Source organism: Bacillus infantis (assembly GCF_020171945.1).
GTDB classification, from domain to species: domain Bacteria; phylum Bacillota; class Bacilli; order Bacillales; family Cytobacillaceae; genus Bacillus_AB; species Bacillus_AB infantis_A.
Window position 1 is genome coordinate 487,220 of the sequence record NZ_JAIVAP010000001.1, and the last position, 21,108, is coordinate 508,327.

28 protein-coding genes are annotated in these 21,108 nt (G+C 44.0%); 9 read left to right on the forward strand and 19 right to left on the reverse strand.

Annotation, left to right across the window (positions count from 1 at the left end):
* Positions 1-99 precede the first annotated feature (99 nt).
* The gene (locus tag LCM00_RS02530; protein WP_224897565.1) at positions 100-561 is read left to right on the forward strand and encodes a hypothetical protein; all 462 of its coding nucleotides are present in this window, start codon (positions 100-102) and stop codon (positions 559-561) included.
* A gap of 144 nt (positions 562-705) precedes the next feature.
* On the opposite strand, the gene LCM00_RS02535 is transcribed toward LCM00_RS02530, so the two are convergent.
* Positions 706-1,473 (reverse strand): STAS domain-containing protein, encoded by a 768-nt coding sequence (locus LCM00_RS02535; RefSeq protein ID WP_224897566.1) that lies wholly within the window; start codon positions 1,471-1,473, stop codon positions 706-708.
* Positions 1,474-1,711: 238 nt separating this feature from the next.
* Here LCM00_RS02535 and LCM00_RS02540 point away from each other — a divergent pair, with 238 nt between their 5' ends.
* From LCM00_RS02540 to LCM00_RS24595, 3 genes are read left to right on the forward strand one after another with little or no spacing between them, the layout of a single operon-like run.
* Complete coding sequence (locus tag LCM00_RS02540; protein ID WP_224897567.1) at positions 1,712-1,897, forward strand: hypothetical protein; 186 nt, start codon at positions 1,712-1,714, stop codon at positions 1,895-1,897.
* Complete coding sequence (locus LCM00_RS24840) at positions 1,854-2,078, forward strand: NUDIX domain-containing protein (RefSeq protein ID WP_404802132.1); 225 nt, start codon at positions 1,854-1,856, stop codon at positions 2,076-2,078. Before LCM00_RS02540 ends, LCM00_RS24840 begins: the two co-directional genes overlap by 44 nt.
* Positions 2,079-2,080: 2 nt before the next feature.
* A complete protein-coding gene (locus LCM00_RS24595) occupies positions 2,081-2,209 on the forward strand; it encodes a hypothetical protein (protein ID WP_263623203.1) in 129 nt (42 codons plus the stop codon).
* 37 nt (positions 2,210-2,246) lie between these two features.
* On the opposite strand, the gene LCM00_RS02545 is transcribed toward LCM00_RS24595, so the two are convergent.
* The 10 genes from LCM00_RS02545 to LCM00_RS02590 all read right to left on the reverse strand — a co-directional run bounded on the left by LCM00_RS02545 (position 2,247) and on the right by LCM00_RS02590 (position 10,887).
* Positions 2,247-2,819, reverse strand: a complete 573-nt coding sequence (locus LCM00_RS02545) for a histidine phosphatase family protein (protein ID WP_224897568.1) — start codon at positions 2,817-2,819, stop codon at positions 2,247-2,249.
* A 121-nt stretch (positions 2,820-2,940) separates the two neighbouring features.
* Positions 2,941-3,135, reverse strand: a complete 195-nt coding sequence (locus tag LCM00_RS02550) for a hypothetical protein (RefSeq protein ID WP_224897569.1) — start codon at positions 3,133-3,135, stop codon at positions 2,941-2,943.
* A gap of 54 nt (positions 3,136-3,189) precedes the next feature.
* On the reverse strand, positions 3,190-3,681 hold the full coding sequence (locus LCM00_RS02555; protein WP_224897570.1) for a GNAT family N-acetyltransferase: 492 nt from the start codon (positions 3,679-3,681) through the stop codon (positions 3,190-3,192).
* Positions 3,682-3,913: 232 nt separating this feature from the next.
* A complete protein-coding gene (locus LCM00_RS02560; RefSeq protein ID WP_224897571.1) occupies positions 3,914-4,438 on the reverse strand; it encodes a GNAT family N-acetyltransferase in 525 nt (174 codons plus the stop codon).
* A gap of 18 nt (positions 4,439-4,456) precedes the next feature.
* Positions 4,457-4,642: a zinc ribbon domain-containing protein gene (locus LCM00_RS02565; RefSeq protein WP_101547946.1), complete on the reverse strand. Its 186-nt coding sequence runs from the start codon at positions 4,640-4,642 to the stop codon at positions 4,457-4,459.
* A 32-nt stretch (positions 4,643-4,674) separates the two neighbouring features.
* Complete coding sequence (locus LCM00_RS02570) at positions 4,675-5,769, reverse strand: threonine aldolase family protein (protein WP_224897572.1); 1,095 nt, start codon at positions 5,767-5,769, stop codon at positions 4,675-4,677.
* A 117-nt stretch (positions 5,770-5,886) separates the two neighbouring features.
* The gene (locus LCM00_RS02575) at positions 5,887-6,141 is read right to left on the reverse strand and encodes a DUF3949 domain-containing protein (protein ID WP_224897573.1); all 255 of its coding nucleotides are present in this window, start codon (positions 6,139-6,141) and stop codon (positions 5,887-5,889) included.
* A 660-nt stretch (positions 6,142-6,801) separates the two neighbouring features.
* The gene (locus LCM00_RS02580) at positions 6,802-8,574 is read right to left on the reverse strand and encodes an ABC transporter ATP-binding protein (protein WP_224898148.1); all 1,773 of its coding nucleotides are present in this window, start codon (positions 8,572-8,574) and stop codon (positions 6,802-6,804) included.
* Positions 8,575-8,623: 49 nt separating this feature from the next.
* The gene (locus LCM00_RS02585; RefSeq protein WP_224897575.1) at positions 8,624-10,381 is read right to left on the reverse strand and encodes an ABC transporter ATP-binding protein; all 1,758 of its coding nucleotides are present in this window, start codon (positions 10,379-10,381) and stop codon (positions 8,624-8,626) included.
* Between the two features lie 80 nt (positions 10,382-10,461).
* On the reverse strand, positions 10,462-10,887 hold the full coding sequence (locus LCM00_RS02590; RefSeq protein ID WP_101547960.1) for a MarR family winged helix-turn-helix transcriptional regulator: 426 nt from the start codon (positions 10,885-10,887) through the stop codon (positions 10,462-10,464).
* Positions 10,888-11,040: 153 nt separating this feature from the next.
* Between LCM00_RS02590 and LCM00_RS02595 the strand changes: the two genes are divergently transcribed.
* The 3 genes from LCM00_RS02595 (at position 11,041) to LCM00_RS02605 (ending at position 12,560) form a co-directional block, all read left to right on the forward strand.
* Positions 11,041-11,181 (forward strand): hypothetical protein, encoded by a 141-nt coding sequence (locus LCM00_RS02595; protein ID WP_180827263.1) that lies wholly within the window; start codon positions 11,041-11,043, stop codon positions 11,179-11,181.
* 315 nt (positions 11,182-11,496) lie between these two features.
* The gene (locus LCM00_RS02600) at positions 11,497-11,736 is read left to right on the forward strand and encodes a hypothetical protein (protein ID WP_224897577.1); all 240 of its coding nucleotides are present in this window, start codon (positions 11,497-11,499) and stop codon (positions 11,734-11,736) included.
* 95 nt (positions 11,737-11,831) lie between these two features.
* Complete coding sequence (locus LCM00_RS02605; protein ID WP_224897579.1) at positions 11,832-12,560, forward strand: ZIP family metal transporter; 729 nt, start codon at positions 11,832-11,834, stop codon at positions 12,558-12,560.
* Between the two features lie 141 nt (positions 12,561-12,701).
* Here LCM00_RS02605 and LCM00_RS02610 read toward each other — a convergent pair whose 3' ends face one another.
* From LCM00_RS02610 to LCM00_RS02620, 3 genes are read right to left on the reverse strand one after another with little or no spacing between them, the layout of a single operon-like run.
* Positions 12,702-12,899 carry a hypothetical protein gene (locus LCM00_RS02610; protein WP_101547965.1) on the reverse strand — a complete coding sequence of 66 codons (198 nt, stop codon included), beginning with the start codon at positions 12,897-12,899 and terminating at the stop codon, positions 12,702-12,704.
* Between the two features lie 9 nt (positions 12,900-12,908).
* Entirely contained in the window at positions 12,909-13,361 is a 453-nt protein-coding gene (locus tag LCM00_RS02615; RefSeq protein ID WP_224897581.1) for a hypothetical protein, read from the reverse strand.
* Positions 13,358-13,909, reverse strand: a complete 552-nt coding sequence (locus tag LCM00_RS02620; RefSeq protein WP_224897583.1) for a DinB family protein — start codon at positions 13,907-13,909, stop codon at positions 13,358-13,360. The genes LCM00_RS02615 and LCM00_RS02620 overlap by 4 nt, the downstream gene beginning before the upstream one ends.
* Positions 13,910-14,059: 150 nt before the next feature.
* On the opposite strand from LCM00_RS02620, the gene LCM00_RS02625 reads away from it, so the two are divergent.
* Positions 14,060-14,305, forward strand: coding sequence for a DUF2164 domain-containing protein (locus tag LCM00_RS02625; protein WP_224897585.1), 246 nt, complete (start codon positions 14,060-14,062; stop codon positions 14,303-14,305).
* Between the two features lie 33 nt (positions 14,306-14,338).
* On the opposite strand, the gene LCM00_RS02630 is transcribed toward LCM00_RS02625, so the two are convergent.
* The 3 genes from LCM00_RS02630 to brnQ form a co-directional block, all read right to left on the reverse strand.
* Positions 14,339-14,812 (reverse strand): GyrI-like domain-containing protein, encoded by a 474-nt coding sequence (locus LCM00_RS02630; RefSeq protein WP_224897587.1) that lies wholly within the window; start codon positions 14,810-14,812, stop codon positions 14,339-14,341.
* Positions 14,813-14,936: 124 nt separating this feature from the next.
* On the reverse strand, positions 14,937-15,782 hold the full coding sequence (locus LCM00_RS02635; RefSeq protein ID WP_224897590.1) for an aldo/keto reductase: 846 nt from the start codon (positions 15,780-15,782) through the stop codon (positions 14,937-14,939).
* A 740-nt stretch (positions 15,783-16,522) separates the two neighbouring features.
* Positions 16,523-17,863 carry a branched-chain amino acid transport system II carrier protein gene (gene brnQ / locus LCM00_RS02640; RefSeq protein WP_224897592.1) on the reverse strand — a complete coding sequence of 447 codons (1,341 nt, stop codon included), beginning with the start codon at positions 17,861-17,863 and terminating at the stop codon, positions 16,523-16,525.
* A 269-nt stretch (positions 17,864-18,132) separates the two neighbouring features.
* Between brnQ and LCM00_RS02645 the strand changes: the two genes are divergently transcribed.
* On the forward strand, positions 18,133-18,789 hold the full coding sequence (locus tag LCM00_RS02645; RefSeq protein ID WP_101547980.1) for a GntR family transcriptional regulator: 657 nt from the start codon (positions 18,133-18,135) through the stop codon (positions 18,787-18,789).
* Positions 18,790-18,827: 38 nt separating this feature from the next.
* Here LCM00_RS02645 and LCM00_RS02650 read toward each other — a convergent pair whose 3' ends face one another.
* Positions 18,828-19,397: a hypothetical protein gene (locus LCM00_RS02650; RefSeq protein WP_224897594.1), complete on the reverse strand. Its 570-nt coding sequence runs from the start codon at positions 19,395-19,397 to the stop codon at positions 18,828-18,830.
* Positions 19,398-19,639: 242 nt separating this feature from the next.
* A complete protein-coding gene (locus LCM00_RS02655; protein ID WP_224897596.1) occupies positions 19,640-21,097 on the reverse strand; it encodes a CoA-acylating methylmalonate-semialdehyde dehydrogenase in 1,458 nt (485 codons plus the stop codon).
* Between the last annotated feature and the right edge of the window lie 11 nt (positions 21,098-21,108).

Consider the following 21,108-nt stretch of genomic DNA (forward strand, 5'->3'; position numbering starts at 1 on the left):
ACATCACCTTTTCTTTCTAAAGCTTCTGCTTAACGTCAATCTTATTCAGCGTATAGAAGGTTTGTTTTCAGCCAAAATAAATCAAGGAGGTCGGAACTCATGGTTAATATTTATAGGGCAGCGGGATTTCTGCTTTCTTGGATAAGCATCCTACTGCTGCCAGGCAGATCTTTCAAGAAATTTGTGCCAGTTACACTCTTCTCAGCGCTGCTTCTCTTTACAGAAACTTTGCTGGCTGACAGACTCGGATGGTGGAGGGTGAAAGGCGGGCGCAAGTATCTTTGGATCGATGCCCTGATATTTATATTTGGACCCTTTTTTGCAGCCAATATGTGGATTTTTCATTTGAGCAATAAAAAATTCCTCATTTATACACTAGTCAACTTGATTACTGATCTCTTTTTTGCCTTCCCTTTGAATAGATTTTTTCAAAAAGCAGGGTTTTACAGGCTAAAGAAGTTCAACTCATCTAAGCTTTTTGCAGTTGCATATGGACTTTCCTTTATCAACTATGGCTTTCAGAAAATATGGGAAAGGATGGCAGGGCAGCAGGCTGGCTGAACATCGGGAGAGATACTAGCTCCTTAGGATCCTATAAAAAGCTGAAAAATATATGTATTCTACTTAATAGACGGATTGGGATGGAAAAAGATTCACCTTTTTCTAAAAAAAGAGAAGCAGCCTGCTGCCTCCCCTGTAAAATATCTATAATACTTGATGCAGGCTGGAAGATACATGGATGTCATTAAGATTTACCTGGAGCTTTACGAAGGTTTGGGCGATTTCCGGCCGAATCCCCGTCAGTTTTACTGTCATTCCTGTAATCTTGATCGCTTTTACTACTCTTAGAAGCTCATGGGCAATGCGGGTATCAATGAATTCTACCCCAGACAAATCAATGACCATACAGTTCAATGACCGGCTTGCTCCGTACTGAAGAGCCTTTTCCATCAAATCATTCGTTCTTTTAGTATCCAAGTCCCCTACAAGTGATATTACTCCGATATCTTCTGATACCCTGATGATAGGAATAGACAGCATGCTGACCTTGGCTTCTGCTGCCAGCAAACGTGTTCGAAGAGCAGTGGACGATTTCTCGCTGGTCCAGCATATAATATCATCGGCCGTTTGGTGAAATTGACGATCCCATTGCTCATAAAGTTCATCGGCCCACTGTTTTTGCTTGGCTGTCAGCCTTAACTTTGCTGATGCATCCTCCCTGAAGGAACAAATCTCTTCTATTAAAAATTCAGGCGGAGTTCCTGCTGCCAGCAGCTGATTGAGATGGTGTTCCCAAGAGCCTATTGTAGCTTTTCTATACTCTTTGTCCGGATGGAATGCCTCGGCAAGCATATCAGCCAAATTATTTCTCCAATGAGTAAGGGTACTTTTCCACTCGGGAGGAAAATCATGAGGATCCTTCTCTACATAAACACTTTTGGTGATTTCTCTCATGGTATCAGTATATTTCATTTCTTTCTCTCCGTTCTTCATAGAATCCTATTATATTGCAGCGTACAACCTGATGAAGAAGGATTCAGCTATTATTCCCTCTGATCCTTCCTTTTCCAGTATGAGGGGAAATCAAACGGAAAAGGAAAATAAGAATGTGGCTGGTTTGACCCGGCAGTTTCAGAGTTTAAAAATTGACAGTCTTTAAATTTATTTCCAGTTTAATCCATACTATATTCAAAGGATAAGGAGTGATATCATGTCAGATGTTTTTGTATATTGGGGACACGCCAGGATTAAGCTTTCCTGGGTTAAAAGCAGTACTTTGCCGCCATTTAATCTGATAACAAGCATCCATAGTTATTGCTTTTATGAAGAACAATTACTGCTCGTCAATCTGAATGAACGCGGATGGAATTTCCCGGGGGCATTTAGAGGAAAATGAGACACCTGAAGAGTGCTGCAGACGTGAAGCCCTGGACGAGGGATATGCCGCAGGAGTTTCCACCCTTCTTGGATATATCACCGTCAGCCAGGGAAATCCGTTTTGGAATGAAAGCAGCCCTTATCCCAAGATAGGATTCCAGGTTATTTACTTTATGGAAAGAGCAGCTCCACCCTTTTGAAGGTGAAATATGAATCTGCAGAAATGATGCTTATTGATTCTGAAAAAGCCTCTCTATGGTATAAAGGCTGGAATTCGCTTTACGAAGATATACTAAATGATTCACTGGCCAGCCTGAAGCTTAGAGCCTGACCTGCAAATTTATAAAGGAGTCATTCGGGACACGAAGCTAAACATGCCAAAGCCTGGTAACACTTGAAAGCCTGAGATCCTCAAATTCCAATTTATATAAATCGGGCTTTGAGGAACTTAATAAAAATTCCAATCCATAATCTCTATTTAACTTACCCATCATAAGTGTCATAACCGCCCCATGCGTACCTATGGCAATTTTCCTGCCCTGATTTTTTTTAATCAGATTAAGCAGTACTCTTGATGCCCTATCTTGACAAGCTCTGTTAGACTCCCCGCCCGGCAAGGCATAATCAGGGTCGGAAAAAGACCGTTCCAGCAGCGTCAGCAATTTCTCTTTACTGATAATAGCTTCATCCGGCAAGAACACTCTTTCCTTCAGATCCTCAAAAACATGGATGTCCTTACTGAGCTGTGCTGCGGTCCCTTCCATTGTCTGGATCGCACGCTGATAAGGACTGGATGCGAACACCTCAATTCCTTCATCCAAAAGGCATTCACACACCTTCTGTGCATCTCTTTTTCCCTTTTCAGTCAGCCCTCTTAATCTTTCATTTTCATTTTCTTTAGGCGACTCTCCATGCCTCACCATGTATATGTATGTTTTCATAAGTTCTCCTTTGTCATTATATAGACGCGTCTTTACCCATATAAGCCCAGGCGGTCCAGGTATTAAAAAGGAAAGGTTGACATTCCTTTCCCTTTCAGGCACTTATACCACATACAAACGGTCACTTTCTTTTTCTTCCAAACAGAAAATAGAAAAAAAATCCGTAAGTTGCTGCTATAAGCAGCAAGTGGGGAACAAAATGGAATTCTGCCGGGACGACCCAAAACAATATGACTGCCACTGCTATAACCGGCAGCATGATCAGCAGCCACGCCCTGACAAGCTTATTATTCAGGCTAAAATCAAAGCGATCCATATGGACTCCTCCCTCTTTACGATTTTTGGGATACAAGGCTAAGACTTGAAGGCTTTAATTACCTGGCTGCAAAACCATGCGGATCGTCACTAATAAATGGCCCTCAAACTCCTCCTCAAACTCTTCGATATGCTCGAAACCTTTTGCAAGATAAAAATTCCTGCCAAGCTCATTATCTTTTTCTACATTTATATAAATCTCTTTCACACCAGCCAATTCCTCTATGCCTTTGTTGAGGAGAGAGGTTCCAATCCCTTTGCCCTGTGCTTCAGGGTAAAGATAGATGGCACCCAATTCTGCTTTCCCTTCCTTGTTTACAGGTGAAAAGTTAGCAAAGCCAACAATCTGCCCTTCTTCCTCGGCGACAAAAAGATGGGATCGCTCAATCCTTTGCAGCATTCTTTCACTGCTGTAAGCTGCAGCCAGAAACTGGTCCTGCACTTCCCTTGGAATGATGCCTTCATAGGTGGTGTGCCAGCTGGTCTTTGCTACGTTCTGTACCTGTTCAATATCGTGCGGTTCCATTTTTCGAATGATGGGTATCATCTTTATTCTCCTCTGTTAAAATGCTGACAGCTGTTATTTTTTCATTCTCCTGTATGCTGTTCCATTTATCATGAACATATGAAGAAGAAAAATATATAGTAAGAGCACTGCAGGGATGCTATGCAGCTGGCTGAAAAAACATCCTGACTGTATGACCACCTTGAGGCGGACCCCACGCTAAAGCCGGGAAAATCGTACCTGGTATCTTCATAACCGGTACATCCACGGGAATTTACAAAATTCTGCCCATAACCACCGTGCTATAATATTTACCGTCAGACAGCAGCTTATCCTTCCGCAATACACCCTCAATTTCAAAGCCATATCTTTTATAAAGCTGGATGGCATTTTTATTCGTTTCCAGAACCTGAAGGGTGATTTTTTTTATTTCAGCTCCTTCTGCCCATCGAATGGAATCAATCAGAAGCTGTTTACCGATTCCATTTCCCCAATAATCTTTAAGAACGCATACTCCGAACTCCACCTTATGGGAAGTTCTTCTTAAATTGGAGCCCTCGCAGCGGGAAAATCCGACCAGTTTGCCTTCCGCTTCAGCTACCAGGAAAAGATGGTTCTGCTGCTTGCTGTCATTTACAATGACTCTCTCGAATCCTTTTTCATCGATGAAATTTTCACCGCTCTCCCTGTCCATATTCTCTGTTTCGCCATCGATCTTCACCCTCAAATCCGAAAGGCTTTTAGCATCTTCTATCTTTGCTTCCCTTATTGAGAATATCTCTTTACCGCTCTGTACCAAACTAAATCTCTCCTTGATTTAAAGTATCTTCTCAGGATTTCTTACTTTGAAAAAGTGGACATACCCGCATTTCGCACAAAAAATGGCGTCAACCTCTGAATATTTCAGAACAGTTTTCTTCTTGAAAATTGACCCATAGCCTTTAAACTCGCCAGTTCCGCTTTCTGCTGAACCGCACTGAGGACAAACTTGTTCTTCGGTCATCTTTAATCTCCTCTCAGCAAGCTTTTACTAATTCAGGCAAACACATAGGCCATCTTCTCATTAAGAAGCAGGAAGGCCTTCTCCAACTGTTCTTTTGGCACCTCTCTATATATATCGCCAATACTGAGCTCAAAATAGCATGAATGACCCTCTTTATCTCTTAAGTTACCAGTAAACCCTACGCCTGTTTCTTCCTGGACTTCCGTCAGGATCGGCTCGATTTCCTCCTTCTGATGCTGGAAATAGACATGAAACATATTGGATACTGGTATTGTTGGCAAAGTAGAAACACCTTTGCTGCTGTTAAACATTTCTGCAAGCTCCTTAGCTTCCTCATAATAATCCGCCATTTTTTCTGAACGCCTGTCGAAATAAAAGTCTGCAGAAAGTATGTAAGGATAAAGACTGATCAAATCGCCTCCATGGCGGCGTTTCCATATCTTTGATTTTTCGGTGAACTCTCTGCCTCCAGCAAGAATGGCGCCGGCAATCCCGCCGATCCCTTTGTAGAGTGAGATATAAACACTATCAAACAGTGAACACACTTCTGCGGCTGTTTTTTCGTAAAACGGAAGCACTTCCAGCAATCGGGCACCGTCAAGCTGCAGCTTGATCCCTTTTTCCCGGCAATAGGCCGATATCTTCTCCAATGTCTCATAATCAGGAAGCTGTCCGCCGATTTCCCGCTGAGGCAATTCCAGCAGCAGGCAGGCAACCTCCTCTTCCATGCCGGTGACATCCTCTAATTCAATCACCCTTGTTTTGTCTGCGAGCAGAACAGTTTCAATATGGTGCAGCTTTTTCAACCCGTCTTCTTCATGGATTTCAAGATGGCTTAAAGGATGGTAAGCCACCTTCGCAATCCCCTTTTCGTCGCACCAGATGCGCAGAGCGATCTGCTGGGCCATTGTACCGCTTGGGAAAAAAACAGCTGCCTCCTTTCCGAGCAGCTTAGCCATTTTATCCTGGAACTCTTCGATTACCTTCCCCTTGCCGTACATTTCACTCTCAATGTCTCCGCTGATATGATCGAATGCCTTTTTCAATACCTTTACATTCCGCTTGCCATGGCCTGCGAGCGGATATTCAGCCAAGCTGTATGATTCCTGGAGCGATTTAGTATGCATATGTATTCTCCTGTCTTTTCAGAATAATAGAATTATATCCCAAAGCGTGCTGCCGGGTCTATGGCTGCGCCGCTTCCAGAAAAAAAGGGCCGCCGATAATGGTTGCCCTTCTTAGTCTTATCCCTTTTTGAGTTTGTAAAATAAAGAGGCAATCAGGTTCGCTCCCCAAAAGAGGAAACCTTGAGCATTATAATGCAGCAGCTGATTCTCAAAGGTCATGTCGTCATAAAACTCTCCCTGAGCTTTTCCTTGTGCTTTTCGTTCCTGATCCATTTTTTTCAGCTCTTTTATATATCCATATTGAACTGGAGCGAGAATGAACGAAAGCAGCAGATAGATGCCAAGGATCCATAAAAAAATCATCCGGTCCATTTTTGCAGCTCCTTTCCAGTGGTTTTCCTATATTTACGAATGGCAGCTTGGATAGGTTTCACTTTTTTCGAAATATTCCCTTTATTGTTAGTTTAGCCTTCTTTTTTGTTTGTAAACCAAAGGACTATTTTCATGGATCAGGATGATTTCTTTAGACCATAAACAAAAAAGCTGTCATTTTAGTCGACAGCCTGAATCATAGTGTTTTGATTTGAGATCATGGCAATTTGGGACTATCAGTTTGAATTTTTCGTTGTTTAGTTAGATCTTAGCCCTTGCTGGAACCCTCTATTTTACTTTTCAGTTTTCAGAGGGTCTTAGTTTGGATGACTAGAACCCTCTATCTCTTTTTTCAGCTTTCAGAGGGCTTTAGTTTGAATGACTAGAACCCTCTATCTCTCTTTTTAGCTTTCAGAGGGCTTTAGTTTGAATGACTAGAACCCTCTATCTCTTTTTTCAGCTTTCAGAGGGCTTTATTCGGTCCGCTGGAATCCTCTTTTTAATCTTACAAAGTTTGAGGGGTCTTAGATCAGCCGGCTGGATCCGTTAGTTTTTTACTATTATAAAAGCCTAATTCCGCCTGTGGTGTCATTATTCCAAAAGTTTATCAGTTATCAACTAAGTAATAGGAGATTGCCTTCTTCATGGCCAGGCATTCTTTTAAGAAGCATCCTCAAACTGGCTATTATACAAATCAGCATAAAAACCATTCTGCCCCAGCAGCTCCTCATGATTTCCGCTTTCGATAATGTCCCCGTCCTTCATGACGAGAATCAGGTCGGCATTTTTGATGGTGGATAGCCTGTGGGCGATGACAAATGACGTTTTGCCTGCTGTCAGCTTATCCATTGCCTCCTGGATCAACACTTCTGTGCGTGTGTCGACAGAGCTTGTCGCTTCATCCAGAATGAGGAGCGGCGCATCTTTTACCATCGCCCGTGCTATGGTGATTAACTGCTTCTGTCCAGCAGAAAGATTTGCTTTATCATCGAGGATGGTATCATAGCCCATAGGAAGCGTCTGGATAAAATGATGCAGTCCAACGGCTTTGGCTGCTTCCACTACCTCCTGATCACTCACCCCTTTTCTGGAATAGACGATGTTTTCACGAATGCTTCCTTCAAACAGCCAAGTATCCTGAAGCACCATGCAGAACAGGCTGCGCAATTTTTCACGGCTCAACGCATTTGTCGGCATACCATCAATCAGGATTTCTCCCCCGTTTACTTCATAAAAGCGCATCAGTAAATTGATGATGGTTGTCTTTCCTGCCCCTGTCGGTCCGACAATTGCCACTTTCTGCCCTGCTTTTGCGAGAGCAGAAAAATCATGGATAATCATTGTATCTTCACTGTAGCCAAAGCGGACATTCTTAAATTCAACTTCCCCTTTGACATCAGTGAGAACAGTTTTCTTATTATCTTCATTTTCCAGCTCATCTTCAGCCAGAAACTCAAAAACACGCTCACTTGCAGCGGCTGTCGCCTGTAGATTTGCCGCTGCCTGTGCAAGCTGGGAAAGCGGCTGGGTGAACAGTCTGATATAGATCATGAACGCGACGATTACGCCGAATGTAATTGAGCCGTTTACCGCCAGCACTGCGCCGACCACACAAACTACGACATACCCGAAATTGCCGACAAACATCATAATCGGCATCATCAGTCCTGAAAGGAACTGCGACTTCCATGCGCTTTCGTACAGCCTTGTATTGATTTCGTGGAAGGCTGCCTTTGCTTCCGGCTCTCCGTTATATACCTTGACAACACTGTGGCCTGAATATATTTCTTCAATATGGCCGTTAAGCCTTCCCAGCTCTGCCTGCTGCTGGGCAAAGTATTTCTGAGACTTGGATATTAAGAAACTCATAAACACAAAACCGACTAATGTTGAAAGAATGGCAGATACAGCCATGATCCAGTTTGTATAGAACATCATGACGAGCGAGCCGAGGAACATTGTGATGGCCGATACCAATGTGCTTAAGCTTTGATTCATCGTCTGCCCGATCAGGTCGACGTCATTTGTCACGCGGCTTAGCACATCTCCGGTGCTGCCTGAATCAAAGTATTTCAATGGCATCCGGTTCATTTTGGAGGATAAATCGCTCCTTAAGTTCTTGGATACCCGCTGGGTGACTGTTGCCATGATGAATCCTTGAATATAATTGAACAGAAAACCCAATCCGTATAAAAAGGCGAGGATGGAAGCAATACTTACTACTTCGTCCAAATCGATTTTCGCCATCAGTCCTTCTGCAATCAGGTCAGTGATCCTGCTGAGAAGGTCCGGGCCGATGATACTGAAGATTGATGCTGCCATTGCAAGAACAAGGGCAGTCACAATAAACGGCAGATAGGCCCTGCAATAGGAAACCAGCTTCTTAATAGTCTTTTTGAAATTCTTTGGCTTTTGCCCGCCTGCAGGCCCCATAGCCTCTTGCCTGCCTTTTTGCCCAGCCCTATTGCGGTTAGATTTTTTATTAGCCAATTTCCAGTTCCTCCTTTGACAGCTGAGAATAGGCAATCTCCTGATACACGCTGCAGCTGTCCAGCAATTCTTCATGCGTACCGATGCCGGTAATCTTTCCTTGATCCAGCACCACAATGCGGTCTGCATCTTTGATGGTTCCGATTCGCTGGGCAACAATCAGGGTTGTGCTGTCACTGGTTTCTTTTTTCAAAAGTGACCGCAGCCGCCTGTCTGTTTTATAATCAAGTGCCGAGAAGGAATCATCAAACAGATAAATTTCCGGCTGCTTATAAATGGCCCTGGCAATGGACAGCCTTTGCTTCTGGCCGCCTGAAAGATTGGTTCCTCCCTGGGAAATCGCGCCTTTATACTGGTCTTCCAACTTTTCAACAAATTCAGAGGCCTGCGCTATTTCTGCCGCTCTTTCTACCTTCTCTTCAGGTTCTGTCCTCCCGGTGCCGTAAGCGATATTCTCCGATACTGTGCCGCTGAACAATACAGCCTTTTGCGAAACATATCCAAGCTTATCGCGGAGATCTTCCTGCCTGTATTCTTTAACATTGATGCCGTCAACCAGCACCTCGCCATCTGTGGCATCATAAAAGCGGGGAATCAGGTTAAGCAAGGTGCTTTTTCCGCTGCCTGTTGATCCGATAAAAGCGACAGTCTCCCCTTTATGGGCAGTGAAGCTGATATTCTGAAGGATATAATCTGCCGCATCCGGGTATTTGAAGCTTACATTCCGGAACTCAATCTCCCCTGCAGCTTTTGCATCATTCCCTCTTAAGCTGCCGTCAAGGATTTTGGAATCTGTTTGAAGCACTTCATTGATCCTCTTTGCGGATACCGTCGCACGCGGCAGCATCACAAAGATAATCGAAAGCATCATGAATGCCATTATGACCTGCATGCTGTAAGAAGAGAACACGACCATATCAGAAAAAAGAGTCAGTTTGTCTGGCAAAGCTGCATTGTTGATGATAAAGGCACCAATCCAATAGATGGCAAGATTAATTCCCGACATAATCAATGTCATTACCGGCATCATGATCGCCATCGTCCTGCCTGTAAAAAGATTGGTCCTCATCAGCTCGCTGTTAGCCTTTTCAAACTTTTCTTCCTGGAATTCCTCAGCATTATAGGCCCTGACTACCCGGATTCCAGTGAGGTTTTCCCTTGTCACGCGATTCAGGTTGTCTGTTAAAGTCTGGATCACTTTGAATTTAGGGAGGGCAATGACAATGATGACAGCGAGCATCACCATAAGTACGGCAACAGCAATCCCGGTCGCTGCTGTCCACTGCCAGCTCTTGCCCATTATTTTTAAAATGGCCCATACAGCCAGTATCGGCGCCTTGACAATCGCCTGCAATCCAACAGCAATCAGCAGCTGGATTTGTGTTATGTCATTGGTCGAACGGGTAATCAGACTTGGAGTTGAAAACCCATTGATTTCCTCCATCGAAAACGACATTGTCTTTTCAAACACCATTCCGCGCAAGCGTACGGCAAACCCGGCAGCTACCTGTGCGGCAAAAAAGCCGACAATCATGGCAGCAGCCATACTGCCGATGGCACATAATAGCATGTAGCCGCCCTGAATAAGGACATCGCCCATGCTGCTGCCTTCAGTCTGGACCAGCATGGTGATTTCATGCATATATTCAGGCAGCTTTAAATCAAGCCAGACCTGGATAATGATAAATACGAGGCTGCACAGGACAAGCAGCCAATCTTTCCCCTTAAAATGCTTAAACATAGCAAGCATCCGCCAAATTCCCCCTTGATATTTCTTTATCTAACAGTATTAGATATCAATCCAGATATACCGCATTGAGCGGCTGAAGATCATTCCATTTCTTTATGGATTTCTTCAATGCGTTTCACAATGCGGACGAATTCTTTTGCATCATGTTCTCCAAGCTTCCTGAAGGTTTTTTCGACAATTCTTTTAGCTTCTTCATGCTCTTCCATCACAAAAGTCCTGCCGATTGGTGTAATCGAAACGATGACAAGCCGCTTGTCTTTATCATTCCTGCTTCGCTCGATATATCCCTTCTTTGCCAGGTTCTTTAATGCAGCAGCTATTCTTGGAGTCGAAAGGCACAGCTTTTCACTCAGTTCACCTGAAGTAACGTCATTATGAATAAATGTCAGGTAACCCAATATACTCCTTTCCCCATGGGAAAGATCATTGACCTTCTTTTGGAAAGGCATCTTCGGTGATTTGCTTATATTCTGGAAAAATTCATCTACTAAATCCTTATAATCCATAACCAGCACCTTTAAGTTTAATTTATCTAATACTATTAGATATCATATTCAGCAAAAAGTCAACGACTTGAAACAGCAGCTTAAAGCAGCCAGCATTGCACCAAAATAAAAACCTTTCAGATTGGTTATTTTATTTTTATGGAGGTGATTGGTATGGCGGAAAAAGAATTTCCCAATGTAAGCCTTGGAGGAAAGATTGCCAAGGAAAAGGGAGATGGCGGAGATCAGGTTCACGGGCATGAAAAAGAAAATACTAACGGAAGAATCAACACTAATCCTAAAACGAATATGTGACGGCTGTGTGCCGGCAAAGATAAGGAGCGGCCCGGACGGCTCTCCTTTTTTGCCGGATATTATAAATTGAAAAAATGACAGGTATTTCAGAAAATAAAATGGCTGCACTTATAGCGATTCCCTATATCACACCTTAAACATATCTGAAGTTGATAAAAAGGTGGCGATATAGCTAATATTGCATGGCGTTAGCCTTTGAGCAATATAATGAAGAACGCACCAGAAAAAACATACCCCAACACATCCAAACAGGAAACCCCACTCAACCTCTGCTATTCTTTTTATTAAAGCCATTCAAATGAAGGAGTCCTGAGATTGGAAGAAGACCACCTAAAAAATCTACTGGAATTACTGGAGAGATACCCGCAGACCGAAATTACCCTCACCCTTTCGAATCAGCAAAAAATTCCCTATGCCATCATTAAATACGAAAAGAAAGCTTTCATCCTTTTTGAGCTGGACACCGAAACGTCCTCTCATTTTACAGATATTTGGACTTTGTTGACTTCCTTGCATAGATACTGGAGCCGCAATAACACACTGGCCGGTGCCTAGTCATATTAAACAAAATTCTAATAGGCATGTTTAGCCTTCAACTGTGCACTCTATAAAGAGAATTAAGAGAGCTGCAATAACGGGGAGGGACCGGCATGTGGAATGCTTTGTTATGGGGAGGAATATCAGGATCTGCTGTCCTATTGGGGGCAATGGCATCAATGCTGCTGCAAATCCCTCAAAAGATCATCGGGCTGATCATGGCATTCGGGACAGGAGTCCTGATCGGTGCAGCATCTTATGAACTGATTGGAAATGCCGTCATTGAAGGTGGAATCCTCGCTACAAGCATAGGATTTCTCTCGGGCGCCCTCCTTTTTACCATCCTGGACAGCATTGTTTCCCGGAGAGGTGCAGATAAACGGAAACGGTCCAGCCATATGGCTGCGCGAAGCGGAGGAATGGCCATTTTTATCGGCACCGTAATTGACGCAATTCCTGAATCGATCATGATCGGAGCCAGTTTGATTGAGGGCCAGTCTGTCAGCTTCCTTTTAGTCGTCGCCATATTCATCAGCAATATTCCTGAAGGCCTCTCCAGTACCGCCGGCATGAAAAAAAGCGGCTATTCCTATGCAAAGATATTTCTGCTCTGGTTCACCGTCCTCGCTATCTCTGCCATTGCATCACTTTCAGGCTACAGCCTTCTTGCCGGGGCCCCTGCTGAAGTGATGGCAGGGATTGCTTCTTTTGCAGGGGGAGGCATCATCAGCATGATCGCTTCGACGATGTTGCCTGAAGCCTATGAAGACAGCGGTCCTGTTACAGGGCTTGTCGCCTCCCTTGGTCTGCTCGTTTCCATTATTTTGGATAATGCTTCTTAAGCATAAGAGGCAATTCAATTGCAGAAAATGTCTTAATAAGCTTTAGTTGACCAAACATTGACAGAACCATCCTTTAAAATTTCGTTTGCGGCAGCAGCCCTAATAATCGCAACTGCCTCAAAATCTAAGCTGCATGGTTGCCTATTTCAGTTTTTTAATTAGATCAATAACATAATACAAGAGTGCAATCAAAAAGGAACATAAGATCAGGTTAATGCAGCCAAAAGTCATTGCCGCGAATTCTCCCGGTGAACTGTCAGCAAAAAGGCTTGCAAAAATAAAAAACAAGATGATGCTGGACCCGATCCCCAGAAAAAAAATGCTGATATATTTAGCCATGGTCCCTCCTTATTTCTTAAGCCTTGTTTCTGCAATCACTGTACCCGCCATCAGCAGAACAAAAATAACAACAAGACCAGGGATAAGCAGCAGCTTTGAATTTTTTTCCTCATTTGCAAATGTATATTCTCCACTTCTGTCAGCTCTTGCATATGTCCCGCTCCCTGCTTCCACTGCAATCGATTCTTCGGTACTGACTCCTTTTATCGAGAAATATTTGCTTCCTTTCCGGAACTTATTGGAAAAATTACCGCTCAAAGGCTCCATATCAGAATAAGCTGTCACTTGCCCGATTTCTGACTCAATTTCACTTTTTTCTATATATTCTTCCTTTACTGTATACTGATAGCCTTCCCACACAACAAAGCTGCTCGCCCATTTCGTCGCACCAGCAATGCCTGGATATACTGCAATTATAAGAAATAGAAGGCTTGACGAAAAGAACAATCTTCGGATTCTCACTTTTCTTCTCCTGACCCGGCATCTCGGTTTCTGCTGAGTATACCCAGATACTCCACCCAAGGTCCGACATCCTCACGATATCTTTCTGCCATAACCCTTGTAATCTGTGAAAGATGGGTAAGATCATGCACTGCCCAGATGGAAATCAGTTCCCTAGCCTTCACGGCTCCCAATGCCGGATGCTTTCCTGCAGCTTCGAGTCTGTCTTCATTCCCCATTAGTTCCCTCAGAAGAGAAAGGTTTTCAGCTCTCATCTCTTTAAATTCTTTAAGCTTCCGGGCGACAGTCTGTTCCTCCTTTTCCAAGTGGGAAAAACGGTCAAAAGGAGGAAATGGCTCTTCTTCCCCTTTTTCCAGCATAAACCTGAGGCGAGGCACCCAGTTATGCTTTTCTCCCTCTATCAGGTGATCGACCACTTCGACAGGATTCCAGGTTCCTTCCCCTTCATTGGCCCCAAGCCATCCTGGAGACAGCCCTTCCAAAAAAAGTTCCAAGACCCGCGGTGTCCGCTCCAGCACTTCCATTGCTTCAATCAGCTTAAAATTCATTCCTCAACTCCCCCTTCTGTTTATAATCTCTAATATTCTATTCCAGGCATTTATCAATTACCTGCTGTACATAAATTTCAGGAAAATAACAGTCTTGGATTTGCTCCGTCACTTGTACTATAGTAAGTGCAGACCGAAGGAGTGATAAATATGTTCATTAAACTGACGAAAGAACAGCAGCAAACCATGATTTCCGATATACAGGAGTTTTTCCTGCAGGAGCGTGACGAAGATTTATCAGAATTTGCGGCTGAAAGGGTGCTCGATTTTGTAAAACAGACACTTGCCCCTCATTTTTATAATAGTGCCGTTTCAGATGCCAAAACCGTTGTGGAACAGCAATTTGCTTCAATGGAAGAAGAAATCCTGACGCTGCAGCGCCCGATAAAAAGATAAGATGGAATGGCCTGGAAATAATCCGGGCTTTCTTTATTTAATGGATTCCAATAGCTCCACGTCCACATTTTCAGTATTGTCAGGATCACTATTATGTTCATAAATCTCCAGATTCCAGCAGTCTTTGGCCCTTTCATATCCCTCTGCTTCCATCCACCTGTGCAATATTTCATAGCTCTGTCGGATATCGGTGTTCGGCCCATGATGATGGATGGCAGCATACCTTTGAGGCCGGACAGTCAGACTCGTCATTCCTTCTGGTACCGGATTGTTTCGGTCCGTTTCAACCCCGATCCAATAACCATCTTCATGCTCTGAAGCAGCTTCTGCTACAAATGCCCCAATCTGCCGTCCGCCATCCTTGACACCCTGGATTTCGGAGACCCTCTCCAGAAGCCTTTTAGCTGCCTTGGGGATTTCTTTTATGTATTGGCTCCCCTCACAAAGTACGCGAAAGCCGATAAGATGAACCTCCGCCATCTCAACTATCCTTTTTTTATGTTTCAAATTCGCCTGCATTCTGCCAGCTCCTTCCTTTTAACATCTTATTTCGACAAGGAAAGCAGGCATTCCCCCCAATTCACTAAAATTTGGGCATAAAAAAAATGAGCTGAAGCCAGCTCATCTTTGATTAAAATTCCTCATAATTGGCCGGATCCTGGTCATGCAGCCTGCCGCCAGGGTGGCTTAATCTTGAGATGGATGCCATATCCTGCCCGTCCAGTTCAAAATCAAATATAGAAATATTCTCTTTTTGTCTTTCAGCAGAAGATGATTTAGGAATGGAAACAGCTCCCAGCTGATAATGCCAGCGGAGAACCGCCTGGGCAATGGATTTCCCATGTTTTTCAGCAATCTTCTGGATATCTTCATTTCCGAGAAGATCGCTGCTGCGGCCAAGCGGGCTCCAAGACTCTGTCAGAATATCGTTCTTTTCATGATAGGCACGCTGTTCTTCCTGGTTGAAATAAGGATGCAATTCGACCTGGTTCATGCTCGGTTTAACTCCTGTCTCCTTCTCCAGCCTGTCCAGATGCTCCGGCAGGAAATTGCAGACACCGATTGAGCGGACATACCCTTTTTTCTTTGCTTCTATTAATGTTTGCCAGGCTTCAACATACAATTCTTTTTTAGGATTTGGCCAGTGAATCAAATAAATATCGTAATAATCCAGGCCTGCTCTGAAAAGGGATTCTTCAATCGCAATCATCCCTTTTGCTGATTCATGATAGCGTCCTGGGAGCTTTGAAGTGATGAGCAAATCCTCTCTGGAAACAGAGCTTCTTTTTACAGCTTCGCCGATTGTACCCTCATTTTCATAATTGTAGGCAGAATCCAGCAGGCGGTATCCTCCCTCATCAATCGCTTTACGGATCGACTCGGCACCTGCACTGCCCTTTAATTGATATGTACCCAGACCGATCGCGGGAATGGACAATCCATCATTAAGCTTTACTTGAGGTATCCCATTAACCATCTTTGCTCACTCCTTTTTCTGTCATACTATTACCTTACCATACTTTGGATTTTTTACCCTGCTGCGGGGTTTGGACTTTGCTGTTCTTTGTTTCAGAAACTACTATTCTCTTTTCTTCCTGAGATAGTGGTTCCAGCTCTCCCCTCTAGAACCACTATTCTCTCTTCTTCCTGGAATAGTGGTTCCAGCTCTCTCCTCTGGAACCGTTATTCTCTCTTCTTACTGAAATAGTGGTTCCAGCTCTCTCCTCTAGAACCACTATTCTCTCTTCTTACTGAAATAGTGGTTCCAGCTCTCTCCTCTAGAACCACTATTCTCTCTTCTTACTGAAATAGTGGTTCCAGCTCTCTCCTCTGGAACCACTATTCTCTCTTCTTCCTGAAATAGTGGTTCCAGCTCTCTCCTCTGGAACCATTATTCCCTCTTCTTCCTGAAATAGTGGTTCCAGTTCACTCCTCTGGAACCACTATTCTCTCTTCTTCCTGAAATAGTGGTTCCAGCTCTCTCCTCTGGAACCACTATTCTCTCTTCTTACTGAAATAGTGGTTCCAGCTCTCTCCTCTGGAACCACTATTCTCTCTTCTTACTGAAATAGTGGTTCCAGCTCTCTCCTCTGGAACCATTATTCCCTCTACTTCCTGAAATAGTGGTTCCAGCTATTCTCTCAACCTCGATTCGTTAACCATCCACAGCCCACCTAAAATCAAAAAAACCTCCCGCAAAGGAGGTCTTTCAATCTATCAAAGGCTTTCTTTCGCCTGCGTTACACCGCCGCTTCGAATGGCAGCAACAAAAAATCCTATCACTGCACCCACTGCAGCCGGCAAAATCCATCCAAGTCCAACATCATATAATGGCAGGATTGCACTGAATACCTCTTCAACCGGTCCAAAGCTTAGGCCGGCAGCCTTCAATCCATCGAATAAGCTGACGATGAAAGTGAGCAGCATGCTTACCTGGTAGACTTCCTTTTTTCCTTTGAAAAGAGGATGCAGGAAAGTAAGGAACATCAGGCAAATGGCTAAAGGATAGATTCCTGTAAGAACAGGGACGGAAATGCTGATCAGCTGGCTGAGTCCAATATTGGAGAATACAGCGCTGAATACAGACAGTATGACAACAAAAACTGGGTACGAAACAGAAGGGAACACCTTATGGAAATAAGACGAACAAGCCGTCACCAGCCCGATGCTCGTTGTCAGGCATGCCCCAAGAACAATGATGCTTAAAAGCAGTGCGCCGAATGAACCAAAGTAATATTCTGATGCACCGGACAGTACAGCTCCGCCATTATCAAGCCTGCCGAGCTCACCGACGCTCGATGCGCCAATATAAGACAGCGAGGTATAGATAATAGCAAGAAGTGCTGCCGCAATAAGGCCAGCTTTAGCTATTGAAAGCATGATTTCTTTTCTTGAACCGGCCCCTCTTTCTTTTACTGCATCCACAACAATGATCCCAAACACAAATGCGGCAAGTGCATCCATTGTCAGATAGCCTTCCTGGAATCCTTTAAAAAAGGTGCTGGCTAAATAATTTTCACCTGGTGATTGAAAAGAACCCATAGGATTGAAAAAAGCGGCAATGATCAAAATGCCCACTACAATCAACAGGATCGGCGTCAGGTATTTACCGACAATATCAACGATTTTTGAAGATTTTAAAGAAAAGAAGCCTGTAACCGCAAAAAACAGTACAGAAAAGATAATGAGTCCAATCGTGCTGTTACCAGTTAAAAACGGCTTTACGCCCATTTCAAATGAAACGGTTGCTGTCCGGGGAATGGCAAACAATGGCCCGATGGACAGATATAAAATCATCGTAAATACCGCACTGAATGCTGGATGCACCCTTCCTGCCAGCGACTGAAGATCGTTTTTGCCGGAAAAGCCAAGCGCCAATATCCCTAATAGCGGCAGCCCTACCCCAGTTACTATAAAGCCTGCATTGGCTGACCAGATACTGGTTCCTGCAGACTGTCCGAGCATCGCAGGGAAAATAAGATTACCTGCCCCAAAGAAAAGTGCAAACAACATAAAGCCTACGGCGACTACATAAGAAAACGGTATTTTAGATCCCATCCTATTCTCCTTTATGCTAAAGATTCTCGCTGCTTAGTTTTTTCTCAACTTGCAAATTTCTGAAAATGATAAAAGCAGTTTAGTTTAATAGTTACGTAATATATTGCATAACTCAAGATAACACACGATCCGACCGTATGCAATATATTGCATAAAGAAAATTTTCGAATTATGCAATATATTGAATTTTTCTTTCTAATTCTTTATACTAATTGTATAATCCAGTAAAAATTTATAGAAACCTATGAAAATACTAGAGGTGAAGATAGATGCCCATCCCTGCCAATTTTGCTTCTCCTGCACGCGTATCGGCCAAAGACCGCGCTTTCCTGCAAATCCAGGAATGGATCATTGACGGCACCTTAAAGCCGCAGGAAAAATTGAACGATGCCGACCTTGCCAAAGCGCTCGGCGTCAGCCGCACACCGATCAGGGAAGCGCTGCAGCTGCTCAGCGTCCAGGGATTCGTAGAAATGTTCCCAGGCGTCGGCACCCAGGTCACTACCGTCAATCCGGAAGATATCACAAAGATTCTTCCGCCGCTTGGATCCCTGCAGGCGCTTGCTGCAGAGCTTGCAGCACCATCCATGGACAGCGCGACGATTGAGAAATTAAGGTCCATCAACCGTTCCTTTGCGGATTCCCTCTTAAGGGGCGATACCTTTTCAGCACTGAAACAAGATGAACAATTGCACAATCTTATTATTGAAAAAGCGGACAATCCTTACATCACCAGCTATGTATCTTCCCTGCAGGCCCATGTAATGAGGCTTTATTATAATAAAACAATCATTTTGAAGCCCCGCTCAATTGATGAGCATGAGGAAATCATCAAAGCTTTTGAAGAAAAAAATACCCATAAAGCTTCGGATGTAGCACGAACCAATTGGCTGAGGGCCATTGATGAGTATTACGGGGAAAATTAATATTTGTAGAGGAAATGGCAGCTGCCCATTTCCTTTTTTTATTCTGCATCGGCTCCCAGTTGTGCTCTCCTCACCAGCCTTGTGCCAACATAAGCAATAAAAGCAATGCCAAGATCAATCAAAAACAAGTAAAACAAGTTCATTCCCTTATTCAGTTCGACCATGCCGAGCGCCTTCTCTATGGAAGCAAACACAAAAGAATACATTGCACTGAGAATAACGGTATACAGGATAAAACTTTTTCCATTCCTGGTGCAATACTGATAAATCAGCATAAATCCTGCAGGCAGCACTGACATCGTTATATTAAAAGCATGCGGGAAAATCGGCAACATATAGTATGTATGAATGAGCAAGGTATAATTACCGAGCACAATGTCTGTATATGTCCAAAGCGCGTGGACAATAAATCCAAAAAAGAACACCTCAAAGATCCTCTTGCGGTCGACTGTAAAATACAATAAAACAAGCGGCAGCACCAGAAGGACTGCTACAGCCCAGAACTGCCATGAACCAGGACCGGAATAGTTCTTCCAATAAGAATCAACCAAGGAAGTCATCTCTTCACTCAGCTGAAAAATTTTATCCCAATACTCGTTATAGCTCATCTGCAGCACTCCATGATATGAATTTCAAGCCCTATCTTTAGAGCTTTTCCTCTTATTGTCCGTAGAATTATCTATAATATACATATAATTTCCATGAATCAGTATCAGCAAGAAAGGCAAGCCAGCTCAATACATCATCTTAATAAATTTTCCCATTCTCGGCAGATCGCCTCCATTACTAAAGAGCATAAATAAAGACACCCATTATCTTTATGGGTGTCTTAAGAGAGCCATCATTCCGTTTACCAGCGGGCAGTCAGCATCTTTCTTCTGGTATAAAACTCGACTCCGTCAGAGCCGTTTGCATGAAGGTCTCCATAGAAAGAATTCTTCCAGCCGGAGAAAGGGAAAAAGGCCATAGGTGCAGGTACGCCGATATTGACGCCGAGCATTCCAACTTCAATGGTTTCTCTGAAATAGCGGACATTTGTTCCGCTGTCGGTGAACAGGCAGGCTCCATTGCCAAAATCCGATAGATTTGTCAGCTCAATCGCTTCCTCAAGGCTCTTAACCCTGACGATGGAGAGAACGGGAGCAAAGATTTCTTCTTTCCAGATCTTCATGGATGGATCAACGTGATCAAAGATGGTCGGTCCGATAAAATACCCATTTTCATGGTGAGCTTCATCCTTCCGCCCATCACGTATAAGGACTGCTCCTTCTTTTTCGCCGATTTCAATGTAGCTTTTTGTCCGTTCTTTATTTTCCTGGCGGATGACAGGGCCTAAGAAAATATCTTCATCCAACCCATTTCCCATTGTCAGGCTGTCTGCCTCCTCCTGCAGCTTTGCCACGAGTTCTTCAGCTATGGAGTCTACGGCCACCACAACAGAGCAGGCCATACACCTTTCCCCTGCTGACCCATATGCAGCACCAATAATTTCTTTAACAGCCACTTCAAGGTCCGCATCCGGCATCACAATCGAATGATTCTTTGCACCGGCCAGAGCCTGGACCCGCTTCCCCTTCGCAGAAGCGGATTTATATATATACTCGGCAACAGGCTGGGAGCCTACAAATGAAATGGCCGGTACATCCTGGTGGTCAATAAGGCTGTTTACGACTTCATGGGCGCCATGAACAATATTGAAAACGCCGCCCGGGAGGCCCGCTTCGGTAAATAACTCTGCCAGCCGGTTTGCGAGTATCGGAGTCCTTTCAGAAGGCTTCAGCACAAACGTGTTTCCGCAGGCAATTGCCAGCGGGAACATCCAGCAAGGGACCATCATTGGAAAGTTGAAAGGCGTGATGCCGCCGATGACGCCTACAGGATAGCGGTACATGCCGGATTCAATATTTGTCGCAATATCTGGCAGCTGCTTGCCCATCATAAGAGATGGGGCTCCAGCAGCATACTCCACACATTCGATACCCCGCTGAACCTCTCCATACGCTTCTTTGTAGTTTTTCCCGTTTTCCTGTGTGATCAGTTTTGCAAGTTCGTCCCAATTGTCTATTAAAAGCTGCTGATATTTAAATAGAATTCTTGCTCTTTTAGGGACAGGCGTTTTGCTCCATGTTTTATAGGCTTCCCTGGCTGCCTGTACGGCATCCTCCACATCTTCCTTGGTGGAAATCGGTGTGCGCGCCAGTTCCTCGCCGGTAGCAGGGTTGGGGACAGCTTCAAACCTTTTTGTTTTTGCATCCACCCACTCTCCATTTATAAAGTTTCTTAAAACATTTAGGGATGTCATTGCCATTAAAAAGCTCC

What these genes read in the sequence shown, in the direction of transcription:
- LCM00_RS02530 (WP_224897565.1), top strand. Translation starts at nt 100, where the DNA reads ATGGTTAATATTTATAGGGCAGCGGGATTTCTGCTTTCTTGGATAAGC.
- LCM00_RS02535 (WP_224897566.1), bottom strand. Translation starts at nt 1,473, where the DNA reads ATGAAATATACTGATACCATGAGAGAAATCACCAAAAGTGTTTATGTA.
- LCM00_RS02540 (WP_224897567.1), top strand. Translation starts at nt 1,712, where the DNA reads ATGTCAGATGTTTTTGTATATTGGGGACACGCCAGGATTAAGCTTTCC.
- LCM00_RS24840 (WP_404802132.1), top strand. Translation starts at nt 1,854, where the DNA reads ATGAACGCGGATGGAATTTCCCGGGGGCATTTAGAGGAAAATGAGACA.
- LCM00_RS02545 (WP_224897568.1), bottom strand. Translation starts at nt 2,819, where the DNA reads ATGAAAACATACATATACATGGTGAGGCATGGAGAGTCGCCTAAAGAA.
- LCM00_RS02550 (WP_224897569.1), bottom strand. Translation starts at nt 3,135, where the DNA reads ATGGATCGCTTTGATTTTAGCCTGAATAATAAGCTTGTCAGGGCGTGG.
- LCM00_RS02555 (WP_224897570.1), bottom strand. Translation starts at nt 3,681, where the DNA reads ATGATACCCATCATTCGAAAAATGGAACCGCACGATATTGAACAGGTA.
- LCM00_RS02565 (WP_101547946.1), bottom strand. Translation starts at nt 4,642, where the DNA reads ATGACCGAAGAACAAGTTTGTCCTCAGTGCGGTTCAGCAGAAAGCGGA.
- LCM00_RS02570 (WP_224897572.1), bottom strand. Translation starts at nt 5,769, where the DNA reads ATGCATACTAAATCGCTCCAGGAATCATACAGCTTGGCTGAATATCCG.
- LCM00_RS02575 (WP_224897573.1), bottom strand. Translation starts at nt 6,141, where the DNA reads ATGGACCGGATGATTTTTTTATGGATCCTTGGCATCTATCTGCTGCTT.
- LCM00_RS02580 (WP_224898148.1), bottom strand. Translation starts at nt 8,574, where the DNA reads ATGGGGCCTGCAGGCGGGCAAAAGCCAAAGAATTTCAAAAAGACTATT.
- LCM00_RS02585 (WP_224897575.1), bottom strand. Translation starts at nt 10,381, where the DNA reads ATGCTTGCTATGTTTAAGCATTTTAAGGGGAAAGATTGGCTGCTTGTC.
- LCM00_RS02590 (WP_101547960.1), bottom strand. Translation starts at nt 10,887, where the DNA reads ATGGATTATAAGGATTTAGTAGATGAATTTTTCCAGAATATAAGCAAA.
- LCM00_RS02595 (WP_180827263.1), top strand. Translation starts at nt 11,041, where the DNA reads ATGGCGGAAAAAGAATTTCCCAATGTAAGCCTTGGAGGAAAGATTGCC.
- LCM00_RS02605 (WP_224897579.1), top strand. Translation starts at nt 11,832, where the DNA reads ATGTGGAATGCTTTGTTATGGGGAGGAATATCAGGATCTGCTGTCCTA.
- LCM00_RS02610 (WP_101547965.1), bottom strand. Translation starts at nt 12,899, where the DNA reads ATGGCTAAATATATCAGCATTTTTTTTCTGGGGATCGGGTCCAGCATC.
- LCM00_RS02620 (WP_224897583.1), bottom strand. Translation starts at nt 13,909, where the DNA reads ATGAATTTTAAGCTGATTGAAGCAATGGAAGTGCTGGAGCGGACACCG.
- LCM00_RS02625 (WP_224897585.1), top strand. Translation starts at nt 14,060, where the DNA reads ATGTTCATTAAACTGACGAAAGAACAGCAGCAAACCATGATTTCCGAT.
- LCM00_RS02635 (WP_224897590.1), bottom strand. Translation starts at nt 15,782, where the DNA reads ATGGTTAATGGGATACCTCAAGTAAAGCTTAATGATGGATTGTCCATT.
- brnQ (WP_224897592.1), bottom strand. Translation starts at nt 17,863, where the DNA reads ATGGGATCTAAAATACCGTTTTCTTATGTAGTCGCCGTAGGCTTTATG.
- LCM00_RS02645 (WP_101547980.1), top strand. Translation starts at nt 18,133, where the DNA reads ATGCCCATCCCTGCCAATTTTGCTTCTCCTGCACGCGTATCGGCCAAA.
- LCM00_RS02650 (WP_224897594.1), bottom strand. Translation starts at nt 19,397, where the DNA reads ATGAGCTATAACGAGTATTGGGATAAAATTTTTCAGCTGAGTGAAGAG.
- LCM00_RS02655 (WP_224897596.1), bottom strand. Translation starts at nt 21,097, where the DNA reads ATGGCAATGACATCCCTAAATGTTTTAAGAAACTTTATAAATGGAGAG.